This is a genomic window from Pantoea sp. Ap-967, assembly GCF_011752565.1.
Taxonomy (GTDB): Bacteria; Pseudomonadota; Gammaproteobacteria; order Pseudomonadales; family Pseudomonadaceae; genus Aquipseudomonas.
The window spans coordinates 20173-46741 of sequence record NZ_VWXK01000030.1 but is presented as its reverse complement, the minus strand read 5'-3'; the positions used below and the strand labels follow the sequence as shown (position 1 = coordinate 46741).

The 26569-nt window shown below is 63.6% G+C and carries 24 protein-coding genes and 3 tRNA genes; 13 read left to right on the top strand and 14 right to left on the bottom strand.

Annotated features, from left to right (window positions below; translation table 11 throughout):
* Nucleotides 1-65: 65 nt before the first annotated feature.
* Complete coding sequence (gene mutS, locus F3J45_RS24180) at nt 66-2639, bottom strand: DNA mismatch repair protein MutS (RefSeq protein WP_167069061.1); 2574 nt, start codon at nt 2637-2639, stop codon at nt 66-68.
* Between the two features lie 161 nt (nt 2640-2800).
* Here mutS and F3J45_RS24175 point away from each other — a divergent pair, with 161 nt between their 5' ends.
* The 6 genes from F3J45_RS24175 (at nt 2801) to recX (ending at nt 7826) form a co-directional block, all read left to right on the top strand.
* Entirely contained in the window at nt 2801-3868 is a 1068-nt protein-coding gene (locus F3J45_RS24175; RefSeq protein ID WP_167069058.1) for a hypothetical protein, read from the top strand.
* 45 nt (nt 3869-3913) lie between these two features.
* Nucleotides 3914-4651: a S24 family peptidase gene (locus tag F3J45_RS24170; RefSeq protein WP_167069055.1), complete on the top strand. Its 738-nt coding sequence runs from the start codon at nt 3914-3916 to the stop codon at nt 4649-4651.
* Nucleotides 4652-4887: 236 nt separating this feature from the next.
* Entirely contained in the window at nt 4888-5226 is a 339-nt protein-coding gene (locus tag F3J45_RS24165) for a phage holin family protein (RefSeq protein ID WP_167069052.1), read from the top strand.
* Nucleotides 5227-5688: 462 nt separating this feature from the next.
* On the top strand, nt 5689-6171 hold the full coding sequence (locus F3J45_RS24160; RefSeq protein ID WP_167069048.1) for a CinA family protein: 483 nt from the start codon (nt 5689-5691) through the stop codon (nt 6169-6171).
* A gap of 105 nt (nt 6172-6276) precedes the next feature.
* Nucleotides 6277-7344 (top strand): recombinase RecA, encoded by a 1068-nt coding sequence (gene recA / locus F3J45_RS24155; RefSeq protein WP_167069045.1) that lies wholly within the window; start codon nt 6277-6279, stop codon nt 7342-7344.
* An 11-nt stretch (nt 7345-7355) separates the two neighbouring features.
* Nucleotides 7356-7826, top strand: a complete 471-nt coding sequence (gene recX, locus F3J45_RS24150; RefSeq protein WP_167069042.1) for a recombination regulator RecX — start codon at nt 7356-7358, stop codon at nt 7824-7826.
* A 144-nt stretch (nt 7827-7970) separates the two neighbouring features.
* Here the strand turns inward: recX and F3J45_RS24145 are convergent, their stop codons facing one another.
* Complete coding sequence (locus tag F3J45_RS24145; RefSeq protein ID WP_167069039.1) at nt 7971-9089, bottom strand: LOG family protein; 1119 nt, start codon at nt 9087-9089, stop codon at nt 7971-7973.
* A 302-nt stretch (nt 9090-9391) separates the two neighbouring features.
* Here F3J45_RS24145 and F3J45_RS24140 point away from each other — a divergent pair, with 302 nt between their 5' ends.
* Complete coding sequence (locus tag F3J45_RS24140; RefSeq protein ID WP_167069036.1) at nt 9392-9595, top strand: hypothetical protein; 204 nt, start codon at nt 9392-9394, stop codon at nt 9593-9595.
* Here the strand turns inward: F3J45_RS24140 and F3J45_RS24135 are convergent, their stop codons facing one another.
* The gene (locus tag F3J45_RS24135) at nt 9596-10018 is read right to left on the bottom strand and encodes a quorum-sensing-regulated virulence factor family protein (RefSeq protein WP_167069032.1); all 423 of its coding nucleotides are present in this window, start codon (nt 10016-10018) and stop codon (nt 9596-9598) included.
* Nucleotides 10019-10232: 214 nt separating this feature from the next.
* Here F3J45_RS24135 and F3J45_RS24130 point away from each other — a divergent pair, with 214 nt between their 5' ends.
* From F3J45_RS24130 to F3J45_RS24120, 3 genes are all read left to right on the top strand, one after another.
* On the top strand, nt 10233-10943 hold the full coding sequence (locus F3J45_RS24130; RefSeq protein ID WP_167069029.1) for a tRNA-uridine aminocarboxypropyltransferase: 711 nt from the start codon (nt 10233-10235) through the stop codon (nt 10941-10943).
* 179 nt (nt 10944-11122) lie between these two features.
* Nucleotides 11123-11773: a response regulator transcription factor ErdR gene (gene erdR / locus F3J45_RS24125; protein ID WP_152956425.1), complete on the top strand. Its 651-nt coding sequence runs from the start codon at nt 11123-11125 to the stop codon at nt 11771-11773.
* A gap of 73 nt (nt 11774-11846) precedes the next feature.
* On the top strand, nt 11847-12215 hold the full coding sequence (locus F3J45_RS24120) for a diacylglycerol kinase (protein ID WP_167069026.1): 369 nt from the start codon (nt 11847-11849) through the stop codon (nt 12213-12215).
* Here F3J45_RS24120 and finR read toward each other — a convergent pair.
* Nucleotides 12212-13138: a LysR family transcriptional regulator FinR gene (finR, locus tag F3J45_RS24115; RefSeq protein WP_167069023.1), complete on the bottom strand. Its 927-nt coding sequence runs from the start codon at nt 13136-13138 to the stop codon at nt 12212-12214. The genes F3J45_RS24120 and finR overlap by 4 nt on opposite strands.
* A gap of 118 nt (nt 13139-13256) precedes the next feature.
* Here finR and fpr point away from each other — a divergent pair, with 118 nt between their 5' ends.
* Nucleotides 13257-14036 carry a ferredoxin-NADP reductase gene (gene fpr, locus F3J45_RS24110; protein ID WP_167069020.1) on the top strand — a complete coding sequence of 260 codons (780 nt, stop codon included), beginning with the start codon at nt 13257-13259 and terminating at the stop codon, nt 14034-14036.
* 126 nt (nt 14037-14162) lie between these two features.
* On the opposite strand, the gene tsaA is transcribed toward fpr, so the two are convergent.
* The 5 genes from tsaA to rimO all read right to left on the bottom strand — a co-directional run bounded on the left by tsaA (nt 14163) and on the right by rimO (nt 18112).
* A complete protein-coding gene (gene tsaA, locus F3J45_RS24105; protein ID WP_167069017.1) occupies nt 14163-14858 on the bottom strand; it encodes a tRNA (N6-threonylcarbamoyladenosine(37)-N6)-methyltransferase TrmO in 696 nt (231 codons plus the stop codon).
* 6 nt (nt 14859-14864) lie between these two features.
* Nucleotides 14865-15326, bottom strand: a complete 462-nt coding sequence (locus tag F3J45_RS24100; protein WP_167069013.1) for a DUF1456 family protein — start codon at nt 15324-15326, stop codon at nt 14865-14867.
* A 48-nt stretch (nt 15327-15374) separates the two neighbouring features.
* Nucleotides 15375-16085, bottom strand: coding sequence for an rRNA pseudouridine synthase (locus tag F3J45_RS24095; RefSeq protein ID WP_167069010.1), 711 nt, complete (start codon nt 16083-16085; stop codon nt 15375-15377).
* Nucleotides 16086-16182: 97 nt separating this feature from the next.
* The gene (locus tag F3J45_RS24090) at nt 16183-16638 is read right to left on the bottom strand and encodes a GNAT family N-acetyltransferase (RefSeq protein WP_167069007.1); all 456 of its coding nucleotides are present in this window, start codon (nt 16636-16638) and stop codon (nt 16183-16185) included.
* A 142-nt stretch (nt 16639-16780) separates the two neighbouring features.
* On the bottom strand, nt 16781-18112 hold the full coding sequence (gene rimO, locus F3J45_RS24085) for a 30S ribosomal protein S12 methylthiotransferase RimO (protein ID WP_167069004.1): 1332 nt from the start codon (nt 18110-18112) through the stop codon (nt 16781-16783).
* Nucleotides 18113-18347: 235 nt separating this feature from the next.
* Here rimO and F3J45_RS24080 point away from each other — a divergent pair, with 235 nt between their 5' ends.
* Complete coding sequence (locus F3J45_RS24080) at nt 18348-20258, top strand: potassium transporter Kup (RefSeq protein WP_167069001.1); 1911 nt, start codon at nt 18348-18350, stop codon at nt 20256-20258.
* A 115-nt stretch (nt 20259-20373) separates the two neighbouring features.
* On the opposite strand, the gene F3J45_RS24075 is transcribed toward F3J45_RS24080, so the two are convergent.
* The 5 genes from F3J45_RS24075 to F3J45_RS24055 all read right to left on the bottom strand — a co-directional run bounded on the left by F3J45_RS24075 (nt 20374) and on the right by F3J45_RS24055 (nt 25216).
* Nucleotides 20374-21666, bottom strand: a complete 1293-nt coding sequence (locus F3J45_RS24075) for a virulence factor family protein (protein WP_167068998.1) — start codon at nt 21664-21666, stop codon at nt 20374-20376.
* Nucleotides 21666-24308, bottom strand: coding sequence for a bifunctional lysylphosphatidylglycerol flippase/synthetase MprF (gene mprF / locus F3J45_RS24070; protein WP_167068995.1), 2643 nt, complete (start codon nt 24306-24308; stop codon nt 21666-21668). Before mprF ends, F3J45_RS24075 begins: the two co-directional genes overlap by 1 nt.
* A gap of 248 nt (nt 24309-24556) precedes the next feature.
* Nucleotides 24557-24633 (bottom strand) — tRNA-Met (locus tag F3J45_RS24065).
* A 291-nt stretch (nt 24634-24924) separates the two neighbouring features.
* Nucleotides 24925-25001, bottom strand: a tRNA-Met gene (locus F3J45_RS24060).
* Nucleotides 25002-25139: 138 nt separating this feature from the next.
* Nucleotides 25140-25216 (bottom strand) — tRNA-Met (locus F3J45_RS24055).
* Between the two features lie 210 nt (nt 25217-25426).
* On the opposite strand from F3J45_RS24055, the gene dinB reads away from it, so the two are divergent.
* A complete protein-coding gene (gene dinB / locus F3J45_RS24050; protein WP_370526465.1) occupies nt 25427-26485 on the top strand; it encodes a DNA polymerase IV in 1059 nt (352 codons plus the stop codon).
* Nucleotides 26486-26569 lie beyond the last annotated feature (84 nt).

Sequence of the window (26569 nt, the reverse complement as noted above, 5' to 3'; positions counted from 1 at the left end):
GCCAGGCTAATAACCTGCAGCACCAGCAAACCGCGGCGGATTCTATCAGCTTGTAGTGGGCGCCGTTATAACAGGTTCTTTAGTTGATATAGCATTTCGATAGCTTGACGCGGGGTCATGTCGTCCAGGTCCAGCTTGCCCAGCTTCTCGATGGCCGGGTGTGGCAGGCTGGCGAACAGGTCGCTCTGGTGCGGTACTTGCGGCGCGTCCTTGGCTTTTTTCACCACCACTTGCTCATGGGGCAGGCTGGTGGTTTCCAGGCGCGCCAGGTGCTCGCGTGCGCGTAGGATGACGGGCTGGGGCACACCGGCCAGTTGCGCCACGGCCAGGCCGTAGCTCTGGCTGGCCGGGCCGGGCAGCACATGGTGCAGGAACACGATGCGCTCGTTGTGCTCGGTGGCGTTCAAGTGCACGTTGGCCACCAGCGGTTCACTCTCCGGCAGCACGGTCAGCTCGAAGTAGTGGGTGGCGAACAGGGTGTAGGCGCGCAGCGCGGCCAGGCGCTCGGCGGCGGCCCAGGCCAGGGACAGGCCGTCGAAGGTACTGGTGCCGCGGCCCACTTCGTCCATCAGCACCAGGCTGCGGTCGGTGGCGTTGTGCAGGATGTTGGCGGTTTCGCTCATCTCGACCATGAAGGTCGAACGCCCGCCGGCCAGGTCGTCGCTGGAGCCGATACGGGTGAAGATGCGGTCGACCAGCGACAGCTCGCAGCTGGCGGCCGGCACGAAGCTGCCAATGTGCGCCATCAGCACGATCAGGGCCGTCTGGCGCATGTAGGTGGATTTACCGCCCATGTTCGGGCCGGTGATGATCAGCATGCGCGTGCTGTTGTCCAGGCCCAGGTCGTTGGCCACGAACGGCGTGGTCAGCACCTGCTCGACCACCGGGTGGCGGCCCTGCTCGATGCGCAGGCACGGCTCTTCGACAAAGCGTGGGCAGTTCAGGTCAAGCGTCAGTGCGCGCTCGGCAAGGTTGCTCAGCACGTCGATCTCGGCCAGCGCGGCGGCACTGTCCTGCAGCGGCGCCAGGTGGCTGATGAGGGTTTCCAGCAGCGCGTCGTAGAGCATCTTTTCGCGGGCCAGGGCGCGGCTCTTGGCCGACAGCGCCTTGTCCTCGAACGCCTTGAGCTCCGGGGTGATGAAGCGCTCGGCACCCTTGAGGGTCTGGCGGCGGATGTAGTCGCCCGGTGCCTGCTCGGCCTGCTTGGTCGGCAGTTCGATGAAGTAGCCGTGCACGCGGTTGTAGCCGACCTTCAGGTTGGCAAGGCCGGTGCGGGCCTTCTCGCGGACTTCCAGGTCGATCAGGAACTGGCCGGCGTTTTCGCTGATCGCCAGCAACTCGTCCAGTTCGTTGTCGTAGCCGGCCTTGAGCACGCCGCCATCGCGGATCACCGCGGGCGGGTTGTCGATGATCGCCCGCTCCAGCAGGCTGGCAAGCTCCGGGTAGGTGCCGGTGATGGCGGCCAGGCGCGCCAGGTGCGGCGCTTCCAGCTCTGCCATGGCGTTCTGCAGCTCGGGCAGGGCGCCGAGGGCGTCGCGCAGGCGCGCCAGGTCGCGCGGGCGGGCGTTGCGCAGGCCGATACGTGCGAGGATCCGCTCGATGTCGCCAATTTCCTTGAGCTGCGGCTGCAGTTTTTCGAAGCGGTAGCCGTCGAGCAGGCAGCGAATCGAGTCCTGGCGTGCCTGCAGGGTCTTCAGGTCACGCAGTGGGCGATTCAGCCAGCGGGTCAGCAAGCGGCTGGCCATGGCGGTTTGGCAGCGGTCGACCACCGACTGCAGGGTGTTGTCACGCCCGCCCGCCAGGTTGACGTCCAGCTCCAGGTTGCGGCGGCTGGCGCCGTCGAGGATCACCGTGTCGTCCAGGCGCTCGTGGCGCAGGCTGCGCAGGTGCGGCAGGGCGGTACGCTGGGTTTCCTTGGCGTAGGTCAGCAGGCAGCCGGCGGCGCCGATGGCCAGGGTCAGCTTGTCGCAGCCAAAGCCTTTGAGGTCCTTGGTCGCGAACTGCTGGCACAGCGCCTTGCGCGCCGAGTCACGGTCGAAGTCCCACGGCGCACGGCGGCGGGCGCCCGGGCGCTTCTCGGCAGGCAGGTCGCGCGGCCAATCGTCGGGAATCAGCAGTTCCACCGGGTTCAGGCGCTCAAGCTCGGCCAGCAGGTTTTCCCAGCCTTTGATCTCCTGCACGCTGAAGTTGCCGCTGGTGATGTCCAGCACCGCCAGGCCGAACAGGCGCTCGTCGCCGAGCAGCGCGGCGATCAGGTTGTCGCGGCGCTCGTCGAGCAGCGCTTCGTCACTGACCGTGCCGGGGGTGATGATACGCACCACCTGGCGCTCCACCGGGCCCTTGCTGGTGGCCGGGTCGCCGATCTGTTCGCAGATCACCACCGATTCGCCCAGCTTGACCAGCTTGGCCAGGTAGCCTTCCAGCGAATGGAAGGGAATCCCGCACATGGGGATCGACTGGCCGGCCGACTGGCCGCGCGCGGTCAAGGTGATGTCCAGCAGTTTCGCGGCTTTCTTCGCATCTTCGTAGAAGATCTCGTAGAAGTCGCCCATGCGGTAGAACATCAGCTGGTCCGGGTGCTGGTTCTTCAGCTTCCAGTACTGCTGCATCATTGGTGTGTGTGCGGAAAGATCAGACATTCAGGGCCTTACAGCGGGTGATCTGGTTGGCGATGGTAAACCGGCAATGGTACAGGCTTTTTCACCGAGATGCAGGCTGGCTGGCAGCCGGGCGGTGTGGTTAAGCGCCACGGACTTCACTACAATGCGCGGCCCTCGCAAAACTGCACCCGAGCCTCGTCATGAATGTTTGCAGCACGGTCCCGTTCGTCAGCCAGCAACTGATCTACCTTCTGTATGGCGAACGCCGGATCTACCAGCTGGAAGCCAAGCTGAGCATCCTGACCGCGCTGGCGCGCAGCGCGCCGGGCGAGGTGCCGAGCATTCGTGTGCTGACCGACGTGCCCCAGGCATTCGAGGGCTGGCCCGTCGAGGTGGTTGAGTTGGATGCCGGGCTGCTCGATGCCTGGACCGGCAACGGCGGCTACCTGCACCGGCGCAAGGCCTGCGCCATCGCCCATGCCGCCGCATGGGCGCAGAAGACCATTTTCATCGATACCGACACGGTGTTCCTGCAGGCGCCGCAAAAGCTGTTCCAGCAGGTTGATGGTGGCCAGTTCCTGGTGGATGAAATCGAGATGAGCTGGGCCGAGGCCTCGGGCAGCAGCTACTACGCAGGGTTCACCCAGGGTTTGGCGAGGGCTGGCGAGGCGCCGGCGGATGATCTGCAGCTGTGCAACAGCGGTGTGCTGGGCTTTGCCCTGGAGAACGCCGCTGTCGCCGAACGCGCCGTGCAGCGTATCGACGCCTGGGCGCCCTACACGGCAGCCCTGCATACCATCGAGCAGATTGCCTTCTCCTTCGAGTTGCATGGCACGCGGATCAACCAGGCACGAGGGATGATCAGCCACTACTATGCGATGAAGCCGTTCATCCATGCCATTCTCGAGATCTTCTTCACCCGCCACGGTGACCGTTTCGACCCAAGCCTGCTGCCTTTGGCGCTGCAGGTGCCGGTACAGCGGCCGCAGCCCTCGTGGCTCGACCGGTTGTCGGCGAAATGGAGCCTGACCCGCGTGCCACCGCACCTGCGTGGCATCGGCCGCAAGCTGCTGTATGGCAGCTTCATCGGTAACGACGAATACCAGCGTGCCTGCAAGGTGATCTGGTGGCGTTCGGCAATCGACGACATGCGCCGCCTGGGCGGTTTCGACTGGTCGAACGGCTGGCCGCAAGGGTTGCCCAGGTTGCGAGAGCGGGATGAGCAAGCCATTACTGCGCTGGCGCGCAAGGACTTGGAGGCCAGCTGAGCGGATGCATTGCATTTGCCGGATGCTGCCTGCATTATGCACGCTATGCAAAAACGCAATGTAGCCACCGTACTCCGAGAACTGCTCGACCGCCACGGCCTGTCCCCCACGGAGCTGTACCGGCGCACGGGCGTACCGCAATCTACCTTGTCGCGCATTCTCAGTGAGAAGATCGTCGACCCTTCCGACAAGCACGTATCGAAGATCGCCGACTACTTCGGCGTGAGCACCGAGCAGCTGCGCGGCCGTGCTGCGCTCGGCCAGGCGCGCGAAGCGCCGGTGCCGGCACACGGCCATGCCGAGCTGAGTGACATCAGCCTGTGGGACGATGAAACCCCCGTCGAGGACGACGAGGTATCGGTGCCTTTCCTACGCGAGGTCGAATTGGCAGCAGGGTCTGGAAGGTTCGTCATCGAAGAGAGCGAGCGTGCGCGCTTGCGCTTTGGCAAGCGCAGCCTGCGACACAACGGTGTGCAGTTCGACCAGGCCAAGTGCGTGACGGTGCGTGGCAACAGTATGTTGCCGGTGCTGCGCGACGGCGCCACGGTTGGGGTCAATACCGGCAAGTGCTCGATCGGCGACATCATCGACGGCGACCTCTACGCCATCAACCATAACGGCCAGCTTCGGGTGAAGCAGGTCTATCGCCTGCCGACCGGCATTCGCCTGCGCAGTTTCAACCGCGACGAACATCCCGATGAGGATTACAGCTTCCAGCAGATGCAGGACGAGCAGATCAGCCTGCTCGGCCATGTGTTCTGGTGGGGCATGTACGCGCGTTGAGCGCAGGCTGTTCAGGAAAACCCGCCTCGGCGGGTTTTTTTCGCCTTCGGAAATTGCCTACAGCTCACGTTGGGCGAGGCTTTCATGCATTTAGGCGAATTCACGCGCATAGATATGCTGATTAAATGCATTGACTGCATATGCATGAATGCATAGCCTGTATTCAAGCCGGGTGCAAGCCGGTAATCAACGCCTGTTGGCCCGTGTCGGCAGGCATTACTACAGGAGGCGTGAGAGTGACCAACGAGCCACAGGTATTGTTGGAAATGCCGCTCTGGCTGGTAATTGTCCTGGCATTGCTCGCTGGCTTGAGCGGCGAAATGTGGCGGGCCGACAAGGCCGGCGCTACCGGCTGGGCGCTGCTGCGACGGCTGGCGTTGCGCTCCGGGGCCTGCATGGTCTGCGGGGTATCGACGGTGATGCTGCTGTATGCCGGTGGCCTGTCGATCTGGGCGGCCAGTGCATTTGGCTGCATGACGGCGGTAGGCGGTGCGGATGTTGCCATGCGCTTGTACGAGCATTGGGCGGTCAAGCGGCTGGGGTTGCGTGAGGGTGTGGGTGTTGATGAGCGATAGGGGTGCGTGCTGGGCGCCAGGGTTTCGGTGTATGGGGGGAAGTGTTCGCCTTGGGGTTTTCAGCGCCTATGAGATCGAGCGCCGCCCGCGCGGCGCTTCGCGAGCTTTGCTCGCTCCTACGTTTGTTTTTGGCCAGTAACGCCTGTGACAGGCGCGCGCGACCGCCTTGTTGGTACGACGCGATATTGCGCCATGCGCCAAGGCGTTCGCGCGCCAATCCCCCAGGACTCACTGGCCCGAAACAAACGTAGGAGCGAGCGCAGCTCGCGAAGCGCCGCGCGGGCGGCGCTCGATCTCATAGGCGCCGAAAACCTCACGTCATATACATCTCCAGGCACCGAAAACCTCACGTCATACCCATCTCCCATACGCCGCAACCCCCAACCCACGCACCGAAAACCCCACCCCTCCCACAAAATGCTACGGTGTCCCCATCCCGTTCAACGCCTCCAAGGACGCCCCATGGACCCCATCACCGTTCTCTCCACCCGCCTGGGCGAACACCTGCGCCGCTTCCATGCCCAGGTGACCACCGCCGAATCCTGCACCGGCGGTGGCATCGCCGAGGCCATCACCCGTATCCCGGGCAGTTCCGCCTGGTTCGAAGCCGGTTACGTCACCTATTCCAACACCCAGAAAACCCGCCAGCTGAACGTGCCCCAGGCACTGTTCGCCGAGGTCGGGGCGGTGAGCCAGGAAGTGGTCGAAGCCATGGCCCGCGGAGCCCAGGCTGCCAGCGGCGCGCGCTTTGCCGTGGCGGTCAGTGGCGTGGCCGGGCCCGACGGCGGGTCGCCCGCCAAGCCCGTGGGCACCGTATGGCTGGCGTGGGCCGATGGCAACCAGGTAACCAGCGAGCGTCGGCACTTCGACGGCGACCGCGAAGCGGTGCGCCGACAGACGGTGATCGCCGCGTTAGACGGCTTGTTACAGCTTGGCGCGGAGTAATTCGACGACAGGGGTTTGCTCACGCGCTTGCCTGTGGAATAATACTGGCTACTTATACAGGTATTCCCCGGCCGTCAGGGCCACGTCGAACACGTGAGGATTTCAATGGACGACAACAAGAAGCGCGCCTTGGCTGCGGCCCTGGGTCAGATCGAACGCCAATTCGGCAAAGGCGCTGTCATGCGCATGGGCGACCATGAGCGCCAAGGTATCCCGGCAATCTCCACCGGCTCCCTGGGCCTGGACATTGCCCTCGGCATCGGCGGCCTGCCAAAAGGCCGTATCGTCGAAATTTACGGCCCGGAATCCTCGGGTAAAACCACGCTGACCCTGTCGGTCATCGCTGAAGCCCAGAAGAATGGCGCCACCTGCGCCTTCGTCGACGCTGAGCACGCCCTCGACCCTGAATACGCCGGCAAGCTGGGCGTGAATGTCGACGACCTGCTGGTCTCGCAGCCGGACACCGGCGAGCAGGCTCTGGAAATCACCGACATGCTGGTGCGCTCCAACGCGGTAGACGTGATCATCGTCGACTCCGTGGCGGCCCTGGTGCCAAAGGCCGAAATCGAAGGCGAAATGGGCGACATGCACGTCGGCCTGCAAGCCCGTCTGATGTCCCAGGCCCTGCGCAAAATCACCGGTAACATCAAGAACGCCAACTGCCTGGTCATCTTCATCAACCAGATCCGCATGAAGATCGGTGTGATGTTCGGCAGCCCGGAAACCACCACCGGTGGTAACGCGCTGAAGTTCTACGCCTCGGTGCGCCTGGACATCCGCCGTACCGGCGCGGTCAAGGAAGGCGACGAAGTGGTTGGCAGCGAAACCCGCGTCAAGATCGTCAAGAACAAGGTTTCGCCACCGTTCCGTCAGGCCGAGTTCCAGATCCTCTACGGCAAGGGTATCTACCGCAACGGCGAGATCATCGACCTGGGTGTGTCCCAAGGCCTGGTTGAGAAGTCCGGTGCCTGGTATGCCTACCAAGGCAACAAGATCGGCCAGGGCAAGGCCAACGCCGCCAAGTACCTGCATGAGAACCCAGCCATTGGTGCCGAAATCGAGAAGCAGATTCGCGAAAAGCTGCTCAAGGCCGGTGCTGTAGCTGAAGCTGGCAAAGCCGCTGCTGCCGAAGCCGATGCCGACGACATGGCAGACGCCGACGCCGGTTATTGATTGCAGCTGGTATGTCCGCCGTACTCGACACCCCCGTCGCCGTCAGGCGGACAGCCATGGACCTGCTCGCGCGCCGCGAGCACGGTCGCGTCGAGCTGACGCGCAAGTTGCGTCAGCGTGGCGCTCCGGATGAGCTGATCGAGCCTGCGCTCGATCGGCTCGCCGAAGAAGGGCTGCTAAGCGAAGCCCGTTACCTCGAAAGCTTCATTCGCTACCGCTCCAGTGCTGGCTATGGCCCCGCGCGTATTCGCGAGGAGCTTGGCCAACGTGGGTTGAACCGTGGCGATGTCGACCAGGCCCTGCGCGAAAGCGAAGTGAACTGGGCCGAGCTGTTGCAGGATACCTGGCAGCGCAAATTCGCCGGGCAACGCCCGCACGACCCTCGTAGCCGCGCCCAACAAACCCGATTCCTTGCCTACCGTGGGTTCCCCATGGACATGATCGGCCGTTTGCTCAGTGGCCGCGATCTGGACGATTACTAACCCGATTGCATTGGCCCGCAGGCTGCGCAATCCCTTGTAGGAGCGGGCTTGCCCCGCGAACACCGGCGAAGCCGGTGCCATGCACCGCGGTGCTTGCTTCGCGGGTCAAGCCCGCTCCTACAGGTGGGTTGCAGGCCGCCGCCATCAATTGACCCGCAGCGCCTCCCGCGCCCGCTGGGTGGTGTGCATCGGCTCCGGCTTTGCCCAGTTCTCAGGCAGGTTGATGAAATCCACCAGTTCACGCAGGCGCCCCTGGTCGCGGCCATTGAAGGCAAAGGTTAGCCGTGTCAGGTGGCTGAAATTACCCACCTCGTGCTCGGCACCACTGTCGGCATGCTGGTGGTAGCGGCCGCTGAGGCGCAAATCGGCAAAGCCCTCATCGATGTCATGCAGCGCCGCTTCACTCAGCCGGTGGTGCATGCGAATCACGAACTGGTTCTTCAGCCAGCGGCTGGAGTGGTAGTTGCTGTAGAACTGGTTGATCTCCTCCACCGCTTCATCCGCACTGTGCACCAGGCGCAGCAGCTTCAGGTCGCTGGGCAGGATGTAGCGGTTCTCTTCCAACTGGCGGCTGATGAAATCCAGGCAATCCTGCCAGAACGTACCGCCAGGCGAGTCCAGTAGAACCACGGGCACCAACGGGCTCTTGCCGGTCTGGATCAGCGTCAACACCTCCAGTGCCTCATCCAGCGTACCGAAGCCCCCAGGGCAGAGCACCAGCGCATCGGCTTCCTTGACGAAGAACAACTTGCGGATGAAGAAAAAGTGGAACGGCAGCAACCGGTCGGTGCCGCCCACGGTGGCATTGGCGTGCTGCTCGAAGGGCAGGGTGATGTTGAAGCCCAGGCTGTGGTCGCTGCCTGCGCCTTCATGGGCAGCGGCCATGATGCCGCCGCCGGCGCCGGTAATCACCATCAACTCGGAGCGGGCCAGGGTGGCGCCAAGCTCGCGGGCCAGGGCGTACATGGGGTGTTCCACCGGGGTGCGTGCCGAGCCGAACACGGTGACCTTGCGCCGCCCGCGGTAGCCTTGCAGGGTGCGGAATGCGTGGTCCAGTTCACGCAGGGCCTGCAGGGTGATCTTGGCGCTCCAGCGGTCGCTGTCGTCAAAGGCCATGCGCAGCACGGTCAGCATCATGTCGCGGTACAGCGGCAGGTTGGCGCTGTGTGGCGCCACCAGTTGCAGTTGCTGGTCAATGTGGCTCAGGTCGATGCCATGTTCCCTGAAGTGATTGAACAGCTGTTCATTCGTTTGGTAAGGCATTCAACGTCTCCTTCTGCAGCAAAACCTCTGACCGGGCCGATGGCATGGCCCGGCCGCGGCACTGCGTGTGCCGCTGGCTGCTGTGGCCCGAGTGTGCGCCTCGGGCATTGCAGTAGGCCTTCAAGGCCGTGGTGCAGGGTGATTATCCATCTCGTTGTTTTACGGCGCTTCGCTATCAATCTAGACCCTCGCGCACGATCGTGCCGTGGGGATCGCAACGGCCACTCGTCGGCGCATGGCCACTGGCGGCGAGGGTTTGGTTAACTGGGAAAGCGAAACGTGTCGATGCGCGAGGTGAAGCCATGCATCGCTTGGTCATCGAGGTGGATGGGCAGCTCTATCAACTGCTGGAAAATGCCGCCCAGCTTCACCATGTAACCCTGGAGGCCGAATGCAGGCGCCGGCTGGCAACGCTTGAATGCCAGTCGCGCTACGTGCAGGCGCTACTGGCAGAAATGCGCGCCGACGAGGAACCGTGGCGCGCGGAGGGCGAACGGGTCAGCTGATCACTTGCGCTTCTTGTTGCCGGCCGTGCAGCTGGCGGAATCGAAGGCCTGGTCCATGACCGGTTGGTTGGTCTTGTACACGGTGAAGCGATAAACCATGACCGCGCCCTTGGACATCAGGTTGCGGTAGCCGTTGTTGCGGCACACGCTGTCGCCCAGCTGGCTGCGTACCTGCTCAGGGTTTTCCTGCATGCGCGCGGCATGTTCGGCCCGCACGCTCAAGTGGTTGACCAATGCCTTGCCCTCGACGGTGTAGCCCTGGTCGAGGATGTCCTCGTTGATGGCCCGCGGGGTACCGACGCTGCTTTCCTTGGCAACCTTCTGCAGCATCGTGTTCAGCTCGTACTCCTGCTTGGAAGCCGCCTGGGCAGCCAATGGCAAGGCGAGCAACAGGCTCAGGGTCGGGACGATAAGACGCAGCATGAATCTCTCCTGGTTCGATGACTGGCACTTGGACCTGCGCCGGTGGGCGGCGTTCCATCAGCCCGCAGGCTTACCGGGCCGCCAAAGGCCACGATTATAAAGGACCAGCCGCCAGCGCTGCACGGCCAAATGGCGCCTGCTCTGGTAGACTGTCGCTTTGTTTTCACCGAGTCGTCCCTGTGCCTGTTCCCCTTTCCAGCCAAGGCCTGCTGCCATGAGCCATGCGGTAGCGCGCCTGCGTGCCGAACGCCTGGCGCGCAGCAACAAACCCTTCATCGCCCGAGGCTCGCGAGCCGAGCGTTGCCCGGATTGCCGGGTCATCGCCACCCACTGCCTGTGTGCCTGGAAGCCCAAGGTGCAGGCCGATTCCGGCGTGTGCCTGCTTATGCATGACACCGAGCCACTGAAGCCGACCAACACCGGCTGGCTGATCGCCGACCTGATCGACGACACCTCGGCCTTTGGCTGGCTGCGAACGTCGGTAGACGAGCGCCTGCTGGCGCTGCTCGACGACCCGCAGTGGCAGCCCTACATCGTCTTCCCGGGCGAGTTCGTCGCCCCGCAGCGGGTGGTCAGCGAAGTGGTGCGCGTGCCGGGCAAGCGCCCGCTGTTCATCCTGCTCGATGCCACCTGGACCGAAGCGCGCAAGATGTTTCGCAAAAGCCCCTACCTGGACCGCTTCCCGGTGTTGAGCCTGCAAGCCGAGCAGATGTCGCGCTACCGCCTGCGCCGCTCCAAGCGCGACGACCACTTCTGCACCGCGGAAGTCGCCGCCATGTGCCTGGACCTGGCAGGCGACAGCCAGGCTTCGCAGGCCCTGGATGCCTACCTGGATGTATTCAGCCTGCATTACCTCAGCGGCAAGCGGCGCCTGCCCCTGGACGATCAGGACGATACCCACCAGCGCTTGCATACCTTCCTATAGTCCAAGGGGCACAAGCCCCACTTTGGTTCATAATGACGGGGCTGGCAGCCAGGGTGGGCGAGGCGGCGGGGCAGTTGGCTTGACCACCCCTGGCCGTGCTCGGCATCCTTGGCGCCGATTCCCCGCCGGGCGCTCCCTCTACCCCCAGGCGCCTGGCACAGAACAGGATCCATAGATCGATGGCCACATACGAAATCCTGATAGCCGATGACCACCCGCTGTTTCGCAGCGCGCTGCGCCAGGCCGTTACCCTCGGCCTGGGCGCGGACGTGCGCCTGGTAGAAGTGGCGAGCATCGCCGAACTGGAAACCCGCCTGAGCGAAAAGGCCGACTGGGACCTGGTCCTGCTCGACCTGAACATGCCGGGGGCCTACGGCTTCTCGGGGCTGGTGCTGTTGCGTGGCCAGTACCCGCAGATCCCGGTGGTGATGGTGTCGGCCCAGGAGGAGGCGGCGGTGGTGGTGAAGTCCCGCGAGTTCGGTGCCAGCGGCTTCATTCCCAAGTCCAGTGGCCTGGAAGTGATCCAGGATGCCGTGCGCAAGGTGCTCGACGGTGAGGTCTGGTGGCCGCCGCAGGCGTTCGAGAAAGTTGATGTGTCGGCGGAAGCCAAGGCGGCCAGTGAAGGGTTGGCCAGCCTGACCCCGCAGCAGTTCCGGGTGCTGACCATGGTCTGCGAAGGCCTGCTGAACAAGCAGATCGCCTACGAGCTGAGTGTGTCGGAAGCGACCATCAAGGCCCACGTGACTGCAATCTTCCGCAAGCTGGGGGTGCGTACCCGCACCCAAGCAGCGTTGCTGCTGCAACAACTTGAATCGGTTGCCAGCAGCTAAGCACCTGCCAATTCACGCTTTTTTGACCCAGGCCAGACTAGTCTTCTGGCCTTTCTGTTGTGAAGTGACTCACATGACGCCATCGCCATTCAAGGGCCAGACCGGCCTCAAACGCATCTTCAATGCCGCCGGCTATTCGCTGGATGGCCTGCGCGCTGCCTTCAAGGGCGAGGCGGCCTTCCGCCAGCTGGTGCTGCTCAACGTACTGCTGATTCCAATCGCCCTGTGGCTGCCGGTCAGCCGTGCCGAGAAGGCGATCATGATCGCCGTGTGCCTACTGGGCCTGATCGTCGAGCTGTTCAACTCGGCGGTCGAGGCGGCCATCGACCGCATTTCCCTGGAACGTCACCCGTTGTCGAAGAACGCCAAGGACATGGGCAGCGCCGCGCAGTTGGTGGCACTGACCATGGTTGCGCTGGTGTGGGGCGTGATCCTGCTTTAAGCGATCGGTGGCAACACGATCTCGTCACTGCGGGTGAAGCCCGCAGTGAAATTGCGGCACAACTCGAGAAATTCCCGCATGGCCGATGTCTGGTACTTCTGCTTGTGCCAGATGAAGTAGAACTGGCGCATCAGGTCCAGCTCCGGAGTTTCCACCGGCACCAGGCTGCCACGGCGAAAGGCATCGCGCAGGGCCAGGCGGGAAATGCAGCCAATGCCCAGGCCCGACTCCACGGCACGCTTGATCGCTTCGGTGTGCTCCAGTTCCAGGCGAATATTCAGGTTGGTACGGTGATGGCGCATGGCCTGGTCGAAGGTCAGGCGGGTGCCCGAGCCCTGTTCCCGTAGGATCCAGGCTTCCTGCGAAAGGCTTTCGATGTTCGCCCGGCCCGCCTTGGCCAACGGATGTTGCGGTGCGCAGAACACCACCAGTTCGTCCTCGACCCAGGGCTGCACCTCCAGGTCAGGGTGGTTGCAATCGCCCTCGATCAGACCCAGATCAATTTCATACTGCGCCACCTGGTGCACGATATGTGCTGTGTTCTGCACGTGCAGCTTCACCTGGCTTTCCGGGTGCACCTGCATGAAGCTGCCGATCAGCAGGGTCGCCAGGTAGTTGCCGATGGTCAGCGTGGCACCCACCGCCAGCGAGCCGAAACCGGACTTGCCGTTGAGCAGGTCTTCGATTTCCTTGGCCTGGTCGAGCAGCGCCACGGCCTGGGGCAACAGCTGGTGGCCCAGGGCGTTGAGCGCCAGGCGCTTGCCCGCGCGGTCGAACAGCTGGCAGCTCGATTGCCGCTCAAGTTCGGTAATGGAGGTGCTCGCGGCCGATTGCGAAAGCGCAAGCAGGCTGGCGGCCCGGGACACGCTTTGGTGTTGGGCGACGGCGACGAATACCTGGAGTTGACGCAGTGTAAATCGCATATCGATATAACCGATAACACATATCTTGATAATTCAGTTAACAGATATTCTCGCTGCCCCTAAACTATCGCGCAACTGCGCGTTTTGCGCGCTGCGTTTTTCTTCAGGAGCCCCATCGATGAGCAACATGAACCACGAACGTGTCCTCAGTGTGCATCACTGGAATGACACCCTGTTCAGCTTCAAGTGCACCCGCGACCCGGGCCTGCGCTTCGAGAACGGTCAGTTCGTGATGATCGGCCTGCAACAGGAAAGCGGCCGTCCGCTCATGCGCGCCTATTCCATTGCGTCGCCGAACTGGGAAGAGCACCTGGAGTTCTTCAGCATCAAGGTCCCTGATGGCCCGCTGACCTCGCAGCTGCAGCACCTGAAGGAAGGCGACGAGATCATCATCAGCAAGAAGCCTACCGGCACCCTGGTCCTCGACGACCTGAACCCGGGCAAGCACCTGTACCTGCTGAGCACCGGCACTGGCCTGGCGCCGTTCATGAGCGTCATCCAGGACCCGGAAACCTACGAGCGCTTCGAAAAGGTGATCCTGGTTCACGGCGTGCGCTACGTCAACGAAGTGGCGTACCGCGAATTCATCACCGAGCACCTGCCGCAGAACGAGTTCTTCGGTGAAGCGGTACGTGACAAGCTGATCTACTACCCAACCGTGACCCGTGAGCCGTTCGAAAACCAGGGCCGCCTGACCGACCTGATGCGCAGCGGCAAGCTGTTCAGCGACATCGGCCTGCCACCGATCAACCCGCAGGACGACCGCGCGATGATCTGCGGCAGCCCAAGCATGCTCGACGAAACCAGCGAAGTGCTCGACAGCTTCGGCCTGAAGGTTTCTGCCCGCATGCGCGAGCCGGGTGACTACCTGATCGAGCGTGCCTTCGTCGAGAAGTAAGGCGAACGGCGGCATACCAAAAACGCAGACCTGGGTCTGCGTTTTTTTTTGCCAATATCTGATTTCACGGAGAATCCTGTAGGAGCGTTTGCGGGCAATGTTCCCAGCGCCGGCAGCCAGGCAGGTTCAGGCGTCCTTCACCACCTCCAGCACCCGGATCTGGTCCGGCTGCGGGTAATGCCACCTGACCTGCACATCCCAGAACTTCACCCCATACACCCGCTCCGCCGGCGGCACCTGGTAGGCCGGGCGCGGGTCCTGGGCCAGGCACTGCTCGATCAGCTCAACCAGTGGTTCGGCCAGGCGCAGCCCATGCTCACGGGCTTGGGGCAGGGCGGTATCGCTCCATTGCACCGCAATCGCCTCGGGTGCATCGCTGGCCATCAGGTTGCTTGCCCCGGCAATGCTGTCGGCATAGGGCACGTAGGGTTTGATATCCAGTACCGGCGTGCCGTCGAGCAGGTCGATGCCCGACAGCAGCAGGCGCCCAGGCTCCACACCCTCCAGGCGTACCACCGACTGGCCGATGCCATTGGGGCGGTGGGTGGCGCGGGTGGCGAACACGCCCATGCTCTTGTTGCCGCCCAGGCGCGGCGGGCGGACCTTCAGGCGGGGTTTGTCCTCCAGTGCCTGGTGGAACAGGAACAACAGCCAGACATGGCTGACCTGCTCCAGCCCGGCCACGGCGTCACCTTGGTCGAAGGGCGGCAGCAGTTCCAGCACGCCGCGCGCAGCCGGCGCCAGCTGTGGCTGGCGCGGGATGGCGAATTTCTCCTTGAAGCAGGAGCGAACGATGCCGACCGGGGCAACCGTATGCTGCATGGTCACTCAGCCGCGCACGCGTAAGGTCAGGCCCTTGAGGAAGTTACGCAGCAACTGGTCGCCGCAGGGGCGGTAGTTGTCGTGCCCGACCTTGCGGAACAGGGCGCTGAGTTCAGGCTTGGACACCGGGAAGTTCACCGACTTGAGCACTGTGTGCAGGTCGTCTTCCTTGAGCTCGAACGCTACCCGAAGTTTTTTCAGGATGGTGTTGTTGGTCACCGGCAGTTCTACCGGCTGCGGCGCGCGGCTGTCGTCCTTGCCACGGCGGTGGATCACCAGGCCGTCGAGAAAATGCGCCATGACCCGCTCCGGGCAGCGCACGAAACCGGCCTCGTCTTCCTTCTTCAGGTAGGTGGCGAGCACGATCGGGTTAACGTCGAGGCCGGACAGCGCGATGATTTCGGCCATCTTGGCGTCGTTCACCTTGAGCATGTAGCGCAGGCTGCGCAGGACATCGTTGTGGTTCATTGCTGCAAAATCCTGTTCAGTAGCCACGCCCCTGGCGTGGCGTATTGCTTAGAAACGTTCGGTAGCTGCCAGGTAGCGCCATTGCCCTACGGGCAGCTTGCCCATCGACACGCCACCCAGGCGAATGCGACGCATGCCCAGCACTTCCAGGCGCAGGTAGGCGCACAATTCGCTGATGTGCCCCGGTTGCGGGTTTTTCAGGGCCAGGCGCAGGTGGGTTTCGTTCTGCCAGCTGGCCTTGGCCTTGGGCAGCTCCCGATCATTGCGCGTGGCCCCGCGCGCCAGGCGTTCCAGCGCCTGGGGCGTGGTTTCACCGCGCACTTCGATGATGTACTCCTGCTCCATGCGGCGCAGGTCGGCGTCGATCTTGCGGGTCACCCGCCAGTCCTGGGTGAATACTTGCAGGCCGGTGGCGCCCCGCTCAAGCGGTGCCAGGCAGGTCAGCCGGGCAAAGTGCCCGTGCAGTGGGCGCACGCCTTCGCGGTGGGCCTCGCTGAGGGTGCCCATGGTCATGCTGGCGCGGGCGCTTTCGCTGTCGACATTGGCCGGTTGGTTCAGCAGCAAGGTCACCGGGTCAAGGGCTTCGGCGCGCGCCCCTGGCAACAGCTCGACACGCTGGCCGTCCACCTTGAACTGCGGCTGCTCGATGACCACGCCATCGACCGTGACCCAGCCCCCTTCGATGTACAGCTCGGCCTCCCGGCGAGAACAGCCGAGTTGCTCGATCAGGCGTTTGGACAGGCGGACGGGTTCGGACATGGGGCAATTCGCAAGGCAGGGAAAGACCTCCATTGTACCTGCCCATTACCGCTTGATGATGGGAATCTGTGTCAAATGCGCCATTTTGGCACACGCACTACGGCAGGTTGCGACGCAGCCGCATATGCAGCAGGGGATAAGGCTGGCCCAGGCCATCGGTTTCCGAGCGGCCGATCACTTCGAAGCCTTCGTGCAGGTAGAAGCCCAGGGCTTGCGGGTTCTGTTCGTTGACGTCCAGGCGCTCGGCGTTCAGTTCGGCCACCGCATGCTGCAGCAGGCGCTTGCCGACGCCGTGGCCACGCCAGGCGGGCGCGACGAACAGCATGTGCACGCACCCGTTGGCCACACCGGCGAAACCGCAAATCTGCCCGCGTTGCTTGCAGCACACCAGCATCACCGCGTCCAGGTAGTGGCGCAGCACCTTTTCGCGCAGCAGCAGGATGTACGCGTCGGGGAGGAAGTCGTGGGTTGCGCGCACCGAGTCTTCCCACACCTGCACCAGCGCCGGGTAGTCGCTCAAACGTGGGGTTTGCAGGGTCGGCACCGTGTGCATGGCTTGAATTCTCCAGGGGCATGGAGAAAACATAGATGCAAAAGCAGGTCGTGCGGCGGGATTTTTGTTGCCTGGGGAGCGAGCGCCACGGGTGCGGCGCATCGCGAGCTGGCGCTCGCTCCTACCAGGCGGCAGAAATGCCTTAGATAGGCTCTGCCCACATGTCGTATTCGTCGGCGTCGACAACGCGGCAACGGACTTTGTCGCCAGGCTTGAAGCCATGGTTGCCGTCGATGAACACGCTGCCGTCGATCTCGGGCGCGTCGAAGAAGCTGCGGCCCACCGAGCCCTGTTCTTCCACTTCGTCGATCAGCACTTCGATTTCCTTGCCGATGCGCTGCTGCAGGCGGGCGGCGCTGATGGCCTGCTGGTGGGCCATGAAGCGGTCCCAGCGGTCTTGCTTGACGTCGTCCGGCACTTCATCCAAGCCCAGGTCGTTGGCCGGGGCGCCTTCTACCGGCGAATACTGGAAGCAGCCCACGCGGTCCAGCTGGGCTTCGGTCAGCCAGTCCAGCAGGTACTGGAAGTCTTCCTCGGTTTCGCCCGGGAAGCCGACGATGAAGGTCGAACGGATCACCAGCTCAGGGCACTGCTCGCGCCAGTTCTTGATGCGCGCCAGAGTGCGGTCTTCGAAGGCCGGGCGCTTCATCGACTTGAGTACCTTGGGGCTGGCGTGCTGGAACGGAATGTCCAGGTACGGCAGGATCTTGCCGGCGGCCATCAGCGGAATCACGTCGTCGACGTTCGGGTACGGGTACACATAGTGCAGGCGCACCCAGGCGCCCAGGCTGCTCAGGGCCTCGCACAGTTCAAGCATGCGGGTCTTGACCGGGCGGCCGTTCCAGAAGTCGGTCTTGTACTTGACGTCGACGCCGTAGGCGCTGGTGTCCTGGGAAATCACCAGGATCTCCTTGACGCCGGCCTTGACCAGGCGCTCGGCCTCGCTCAGCACTTCGCCGACCGGGCGGCTGACCAGCTTGCCGCGCATCGACGGAATGATGCAGAAACTGCAGCTGTGGTTGCAGCCTTCGGAAATCTTCAGGTAGGCGTAGTGGCGCGGGGTCAGCTTGACGCCCTGTGGCGGCACCAGGTCGATCAGCGGGTTGTGGTCCTGACGCGGTGGCACCACCTCGTGCACGGCATTGACCACCTGCTCGTACTGCTGCGGGCCGGTGACCGACAGCACGCTGGGGTGCACGTCACGGATGCTGCCTTCCTCGACACCCATGCAGCCGGTGACGATGACCTTGCCGTTTTCCTTGATCGCTTCGCCGATCACTTCCAGCGACTCGGCCTTGGCGCTGTCGATGAAGCCGCAGGTGTTGACCACCACCACGTCGGCGTCCTCGTAGGTGGGCACGACTTCATAGCCTTCCATGCGCAGCTGGGTCAGGATGCGCTCGGAATCGACCAGGGCTTTCGGGCAACCCAGGCTGACGAAACCAACCTTGGGGGTGGCGGGAGTGGTGGACATGACTAACCTCGGTATTGAATACAGTTCGCCCTGCCAGTACCGGGGGCGATCTTGACGGGCGCTAACGGCGCCTCTGATCAAAAAGTGCGCAATTCTAGCGAGCAGAAGGTCGCTTGACCAGCAGAAAAGCGACGAACGCTGCGCTATGCTTCGCGCCATTGCGCCGGGGGCTTTGTCGGGCCCTGGCGTCGAGGTGAATTCTACCGGTCTTCAAGGCCGTTTGCGGGAGTGGTCGATGGTTCAGGCAAGCAGTCATGCCGAGGGCGGGCACGCGGGCAAGCACGGTGCGGCACGCTCGTTGGGGTTGCTGGTGGCAGCGGTCGGGGTGGTGTACGGCGATATCGGCACCAGCCCCTTGTATACCCTCAAGGAAGTGTTCACCGGCGGCTACGGGGTGCCGGTCAACCATGACGGCGTACTCGGCATCCTGTCGCTGATCCTCTGGTCGCTGCTGTGGGTGGTGTCGTTCAAGTACGTGATGTTCATCCTGCGCGCCGACAACCAGGGCGAGGGCGGCACCATGGCGCTGACCGCCCTGGCGCGGCGGGCCACTGCGGCTTATCCGCGGTTGCGCACGCTGATGGTGATCTGCGGCCTGATCGGCGCCTCGCTGTTCTACGGCGACAGCATGATTACCCCGGCAGTGTCGGTATTGTCGGCAGTGGAGGGCATGGGGCTGGCGTTCGACGGCATCGACCACTGGGTGGTGCCGATTTCGCTGGTGGTGCTGGTGGCGCTGTTCGTGGTGCAAAAGCACGGCACCGAGAAAATCGGCAAGCTGTTCGGCCCGATCATGGTGACCTGGTTCCTGGCGCTGGCAGCGCTTGGCGTGCACGGCATCAGCCAGAGCCCGGAAGTGCTCAAGGCCTTCAACCCGATCTGGGCGGTGAATTTCTTCATCGTCCACCCCGGTATCGGCGTCGCCGTGCTCGGTGCGGTGGTGCTGGCCCTGACGGGCGCCGAGGCGCTGTACGCCGACATGGGCCATTTCGGCCGCAAGCCGATCGCCCGTGCCTGGTTCGCCCTGGTGCTGCCGGCCTTGGTGCTCAACTACTTCGGCCAGGGCGCGATCCTGCTGCAGAACCCGGAGGCTGCGCGCAACCCGTTCTACCTGCTGGCGCCGAGCTGGGCGCTGCTGCCGATGGTGGGGCTGGCGACCATGGCCACGGTGATCGCCTCGCAGGCGGTGATCTCGGGTGCCTTTTCCCTGACTCGCCAGGCCATCCAGCTTGGCTACATTCCACGGATGCAGATTCAGCACACCTCCAGCGACGAGCAAGGGCAGATCTACATCGGTGCAGTGAACTGGACGCTGATGGTGGGCGTGGTGCTGCTGGTGATCGGCTTCGAGTCGTCCGGCGCGCTGGCGGCGGCCTACGGTGTGGCGGTGACCGGCACCATGCTGATGACCACCATCCTGGTATCGGCGGTGATGTTGCTGTTGTGGAAATGGCCGCCATTGCTGGCGGTGCCGCTGCTAGTCGGCTTCTTGCTGGTGGACGGGCTGTTCTTCGCGGCCAACGTGCCGAAGATCGTTCAGGGCGGTGCGTTCCCGGTGCTGGCGGGCGCTGTGCTGTACCTGCTGATGAGTGCCTGGAAGCGTGGCAAGCAGATCCTGGTCGAGCGTATCGATGAAGGCGGGCTGCCGCTGCCGGTGTTCATCAGCAGCATCCGCGTGCAGCCGCCGCACCGGGTCGAAGGCACTGCGGTGTTTCTGACTGCGCGCGCCGATGCGGTGCCCCATGCGCTGCTGCACAACATGCTGCACAACCAGGTGCTGCACAGCCAGGTGGTGTTGCTGACGGTGGTCAGTGAAGACCGCCCGCGGGTGCCGGAGCAGGAGCGGTTTGAAGTGGAGGCCTATGGTGATGGGTTCTTCCGGGTGTTGCTGCACTTTGGCTTCATGGACGAGCCGGACGTGCCAGCGGCCCTGCGCCTGTGCCACCTGGACGAGTTGGATTTCAGCCCGATGCGCACTACCTATTTCCTTAGCCGGGAAACGGTGATCGCCTCACGTCTGGAAGGGATGTCGCGCTGGCGTGGGAACCTGTTCGCGTTCCTGCTGAAGAATGCCAACGGCAACCTGCGGTTCTTCAACCTGCCGTTGAACCGGGTGATCGAATTGGGGACGCAGGTGGAAATCTGAAGGAAGGGGGCGCCGCGGGTGCGGCGCATCGCGAGCGTTGCTCGCTCCTACACGGGATGAGGCTGACGACCCCTGGTAGGAGCGAGCGCAGCTCGCGATCAGGCCCTGAGAACGATCAGTTCTGTTCAGCCACGCTGGACTTGCCCTGGCGAGTCTCGATCTCGTCAATCAGGCGCTTGGCCAGCGCCGGGTAGTTCTCGTCGAAGTGGTGACCACCTGGCAGCTTCATCCGTTCGCCCACGGCAGTCTTGTCGGTGCAGCCGCTCTCGTCGGTTTCTTCCACGCCATACACGCATACCACCTTCGACGCCGGCAGCCTGGCCATTTCCGGCCCGGTAGGTGCTTCCTGGCCTTCCTTGCCCAACCAGCCCTCAACCTCGATCTCGAAGCTGCCGCTGCGGGCGAAGGCCAGCAGTACGACTGCGTCGATACGTTGCTGGTCTTCGGCCGGCAGGCGGTTGTAGATGGCCGGCAGCACGTCGGCGCCGAACGAGTAGCCGGTCAGCACGAAGCGCTTGGTGCCCCACTTCTGACGGTAGTGCTGCATCAGTTCCGACAGGTCGGCGGCGCTTTGCTCCGGGGTCTTGTGCTGCCAGTAGTAGCGCAAGGTATCGATGCCGACCACTGGGTAGCCGAGCTTGGCCATTTCACCGGCCACGTCGCGGTCCAGGTCGCGCCAGCCGCCGTCACCGGAGAGGAACAGGGTGACGGTATCGGTGGTCTGGCCGGCCGGCACTTCCACCACCGGAATGGCCAGGGCATTGCCGTCACGGCCGACCAGGGCCTGGGTCAACTGCGCCTTGAGCACCTGGGGCAGGTGGATGTCGTAGTCGCTGATGCTGGTTTCGGCGTTGGCCTGGTCGCGCACGAAGGCTGCGCTGGCGTCATCCGGGTTGTCGTTCCAGGCCACGTTCCAGTGGCCGTGGGCCGCCGATTTGGGCAGGGTTTCCTTGCAACCAGGCTGTTCCAGGCTGAAGTCCACCGAAATTGCCCGGGCCTTGTCGTCGCTCTGGGTGGCCAGCCAGCGCCAGGCCTGGGCCGCACCTGGGCCGATACCGGCGACCAGGGTCGGCTTGTCGGACAGTTGGGTCAGCGCCTGGTCCATCGCCTGTTGTTGCTTGGCGCAGTCATTGGGCGGCAGGATCACCTGAACCAGTTGCGCTTCGCCGGCCTGGCTCAGGTCCAGCAGTTGCTTGTCGGTCAGGGCTTGGTCCTGGGGGACGCCGATGGCGACCCGGGCCTTGGCGTGTACGCCAGGGGTCACGCGGGTGATGCTGCTGTCATTGAGGGTCAGCTGCTCCAGGCGCGCCTCGGGGGCAGGGCGGGTCCACAGCCAGAAGGCCGCAGCACCGGCCAGGGCGGCCAGCAGCAGAGGTATCAGTACGTACAGCCAATAGCGTCGGATCATCAACGTTTCACCAATCCAGTCAGGCCGCCAGCGATCAGGGCGGCAGTGTCGGCCAGTGCCACCAGCGGGTCGAGCCCGGCCGGCACGGCCATGTAACGAGGTTCCCAGTCCGGCTGGAACTTGTCCTTGAAGCGCCGCAGGCCCTGGAAGTTGTAAAGCTGCTCACCGCGGCGGAACACCATCGACCCCAGGCGCTGGGTCAAGGGTGCGCCACGCCGGGGCTGCAGGCCGGAGAGCGGTACCATGCCCAGGCTGAAGCGGCCGTAGTCATGGCTTTTGTAATGCAGGATCAAGCCGATCATCATGAATTCCATGGTCAGCTTCGGCGCCTCGGGGTGAGCGCGCATCAGGTCGAGGCTGGCCAGTTCGTTGCTGTGGGTTTCCAGCAGGTTGGCGAAGGCCACCGGCCGGCCCTGGAAACGAATCAGGGCGATACGGAAGTGCTGCAGGTATTCGGGGCTGAAGCGCCCCAGCGAGAAGCCTTTCTCGCGCACGTTCTTGCCGCCGAGCCAGGCGTCGGAAATTTCCTTGAGCTCGGCCAAAGGCGCCTGGCCAGGCTCGTGGATTTCCAGGCTCAGGCCGTCCCGGCCGCCGCGGTTCCAGGTGTAGCGCAGGTCCTTCATTTCCTTGCCCTTGGCTTCGAGGTCGAAGCGGCGCAGGTCGACCCGCGCCTCCTCGCCAAGTTTCAGGGCGGTCAGGCCGATGTCCATGTAGAACGGCAGGTTCTCCGCACGCACCTGGTAGAACACCGGGCGGGCGTGGTGCAGGTCGCACAGGTCGCGGAACTGCCAGATCATCTCGGCGCGTTCCTGGGCCGGGCCGATCGGGTCGTACAGCGCCACCAAGCTGCGGCCACGGCGTGCATACATGAGGAAAGCATTGTCGCTGGGGTGGAACAGCAACGCCTTGTCGCCAGTCAGGGCCAGGCCGCCGTCGGGCTGATCGGAGGCCAGCAGGATGCGGTTGGCGCGCTGCAGTTCGGCGTCGTCGGGCAGGTGAATGACCGGGCGGGCAGTGCGCAGCAGCCAGGTCAGGGCGACGATCACCAGCAGCACCGCGCTGCCCAGGGCGGCGCGCAGGCCGCGTGGGGCGTCGGCGTCGAGGGTGAACTGCCACCATAGCTTGTGGGTGTAGGGCACGTCCTGGTAGGCGAACAGCAACAGCCACACCGAGGCGCCGACCACACAGGCGCTGGCCACCAGGTACACCGGCGAGAACGGTAGCTCCAGCAACCGGCTCGGGCGGTAGAACGAACGACGGAATACCGCCAGCAGGGCAGCGGTCATGGTCAGCAGGCTGGCTTCTTCCCAGTCGAAGCCTTTGAGAATCGACAACAGCGCGCCAACCAGCAGCAAGACGGTGGTCAGCAGCCAGGCAGCCGACAGGCGACGGCGCAGGCCCTGGGCCAGCAACAGGCAGAGCACGCCGATCAGGCTGGCGCCAAAGTGCGAGGCGTCGATCAGCCGGTGCGGTACCAGGAAGCCCATGTGTTCCAGGCGCGTGTCGATTTCCGGGGTGGCGCCGGAGAACAGCAGCACCACGCCCGAGAGGAATACCAGAATGGCCAGGATCGGCGCGCCAAGGCCGGATGCTGCCTTGATCGCTTGCTGGGCGAACAGCAGGCGCCGCGCTTCGTTGGCCAGCAGCAGCACACAGGCCAGCAGCAAGGGCAGCACCACGTAGATCAGTCGGTACAGCAGCAGGGCGGCGGCCAGTGGGGCGGCGCCCAGCTGGTCGGCGAAGGCGGCCAGAAGAATCGCTTCGAACACCCCCACGCCGCCTGGCACGTGGCTGAGCACGCCCGCGGCCAGGGCCAGCAGGTAAACCAGCACGAAGGCGCCGAACGGCGGCGCTTCTGGCAGCAGCAGGTAGAGCACGGTGGCGGCGGCCGCCACGTCCAGTGCGGTAATCAGCAGTTGCAGGGCCGCCAGGCGGCCGCCGGGCAGGCGCAAGGTGCGTCGGCCCAGCTGCACCAGCAGGTTGTCGGCCAGGGGTTGCTCTGGCAGGCGGCGCCGATACAGGCCGGCCACCAGAACCGCTGTGATGGCCAGAACGGCAACGGCAATGCTTGCCAGCAGGCCTACCGGCAGGCGCAGGGCCGTGGCAGCGGAATGCAGGTCGCTCAGGGTGGCAAGCGCGGCCAGCGGCGGCAATGCACAGCCAAGCGAAAGGCTGGCGAACACGGTCATGCGCGCCACTTCGGCGGCACCCAGGCCCTGGCGGGCATACAAGCGGTAGCGCACCGAGCCGCCCGATAGCATCGACAGGCCAATGGCGTTGCCGATGGCGAAGGCGCTGAAGCCTCCCATCACCAGGGTTTTCGCCGGCAGCTTGACCGCTGCATAGCGGCTGGCCGACCACTCGTAGCCCAGCAAGATCACGAAACCGACGATGGTCGCCAGCACCGCGCCGATCAACGAATGGGCGGGGACATCGAGCATCGCATCGTGCAGTGCATAGATGTCCAGTTCACTCAGCAGGTGGCGGCAGGCAATCAGCGCCAGGGCAAACAGCAGCAGCGTGACCCCAAGGCTGATCGGCTGGCGGTAGCGGCTCAGGCGCTCCAGCCAGGGCAGGCGCTGGGCAGCCGTGGGCAGTGCCGAGGCAAGCGGCACTTGGGGTTCTGGATTATGGGAAGTCATGAAATGCCTCGAGCGTGCTGCGCGAGGAGGGGGAGAGCTGCGGCCAAGTGAAAGTCCCTTTGGAAAACGTATCCAGATAGTACTCCGGGCAACGTTACTTTCAGTCGTCCGGCAGCGTTAAAGATAGTTCATTCTCAGGTTACACCCCTCAAAACGGAGGGTTCACGGGAGTGTAAAGGTTTTTCAGGCGACGAAATGCAACAAACCCCGCGCTGCTGTGAGGCAGGCGGGGTTTGTTCTGACGAATATGGTTGCGGGAGCCGGATTTGAACCGACGACCTTCGGGTTATGAGCCCGACGAGCTACCAGGCTGCTCCATCCCGCGTCAGAGGGGCGCATTGTACAGCTTCATGTGCACGGGTCAAGGGAAATCTTTCAAGGTGCTGAAAATCGCGTTCTGTAGGAGATAACCCAGCCCTGCGGGCTGCGCTGTCGCGCAGGGAACATTGCACGTAGGCGCGCCGCCATCCTTTGTAGGAGCGGGCTTGCCCCGCGAAGCAAGCGCCGCGATGGGAGGCACCGGCTGAGCCGGTGTTCGCGGGTCAAGCCCGCTCCTACATGGAATTGCAGGCAATAAAAAAGGCCACTGTATCGACAGTGGCCTTTTTCATGAATCTGGTTGCGGGAGCCGGATTTGAACCGACGACCTTCGGGTTATGAGCCCGACGAGCTACCAGGCTGCTCCATCCCGCGCCTGTGGAATCGAATTCTACAGCTTAAACACTTAGTGTCAAGCGCTAGTCATTGATTTGTCGCGATTTTTTCAGGCGAGAGAAAATCCGCGCATAAGAAAAAAGGCCACTGCGTTAACAGTGGCCTTTTTCTCGAATCTGGTTGCGGGAGCCGGATTTGAACCGACGACCTTCGGGTTATGAGCCCGACGAGCTACCAGGCTGCTCCATCCCGCGCCTGTGAGATCGAATTCTACGGATTTTCCCCGAGGTGTCAACAGTTATCTTAAAAAAACCGTTTTTGTTCAAACCCTTACGTGCCTGTAACCGGGCCGCGGCTCAGCTGGGGCGGGCGTTTCAGGCCGATTGTCGAAGTGGGCTGTTTCTGCTGCTTGGGCATGCGCTACTATCTGTATGAATTTACAGTGGTGGCCGTCATCTATGTCCGTGCGCAAGATCATCCACATCGACTGCGATTGCTTTTACGCCGCGATCGAGATGCGCGATGACCCACGCCTGGCGGGCAGGCCCATGGCCGTGGGCGGGTCGCCCGACCGCCGTGGGGTGATTGCCACCTGTAATTATGAAGCGCGCGCCTACGGGGTGCGTTCGGCAATGTCGTCGCACCATGCGCTCAAGCTGTGCCCGGACCTGGAAATCGTCAAGCCGCGTTTCGACGCCTACCGTGAAGCCTCCCGGGAGATTCATGCGATCTTCCGCGACTACACCGAGCTGATCGAACCGTTGTCCCTCGACGAAGCCTACCTGGATGTCACCGACAGCCAGTGGTATGCCGGCAGCGCCACGCGCATCGCCGAAGATATCCGCAGGCGGGTTGCGCGTACCTTGCATATCACCGTTTCAGCGGGGGTTGCGCCTAACAAGTTCCTGGCCAAGATTGCCAGTGATTGGCGTAAACCCAACGGCCTGTTCGTGATCACGCCAGGCCAGGTGGAAACCTTCGTGGCGGCCTTGCCGGTGGCCAAGTTGCATGGCGTTGGCAAGGTCACGGCAGACAAGCTGAACCGCTTGGGAATAAACACCTGCCTGCACCTGCGAGATTGGTCGCGGCTGGCGCTGGCGCGTGAGTTTGGCAGTTTCGGCGAGCGTTTGTGGGGGCTGGCGCGGGGCATCGATGAGCGCGTGGTGCACAATGACAGCCGCCGCCAGTCGGTCAGTGTTGAAAACACCTACGATACCGACCTGCCAGACCTGGCCAGTTGCCTTGAGCGCCTGCCTGAGCTGCTGGCCAGCCTGAATGAGCGGATCGAGCGGATGGACAGCAGTTACCGACCCGATAAACCGTTCGTCAAGGTCAAGTTCCACGATTTCAGCCAGACCACCCTGGAGCAAGCCGGCGCGGGCAGGGACCTGGAAAGCTATAAACAGCTGCTGCGCCAGGCGTTCGCCCGGGGAGGCAAACCGGTGCGCTTGCTGGGGGTGGGGGTGAGGTTGCGCGACCTGCGGGGTGCGCACGAGCAGTTGGAGCTGTTTCCGGCGCAATGAAAAGGGGCCGCTTGGCGGCCCATCGCAGGCAAGCCTGCTCCTACAGGTTCAGCATCTTGTAGGAGCAGGCTTGCCTGCGATCGG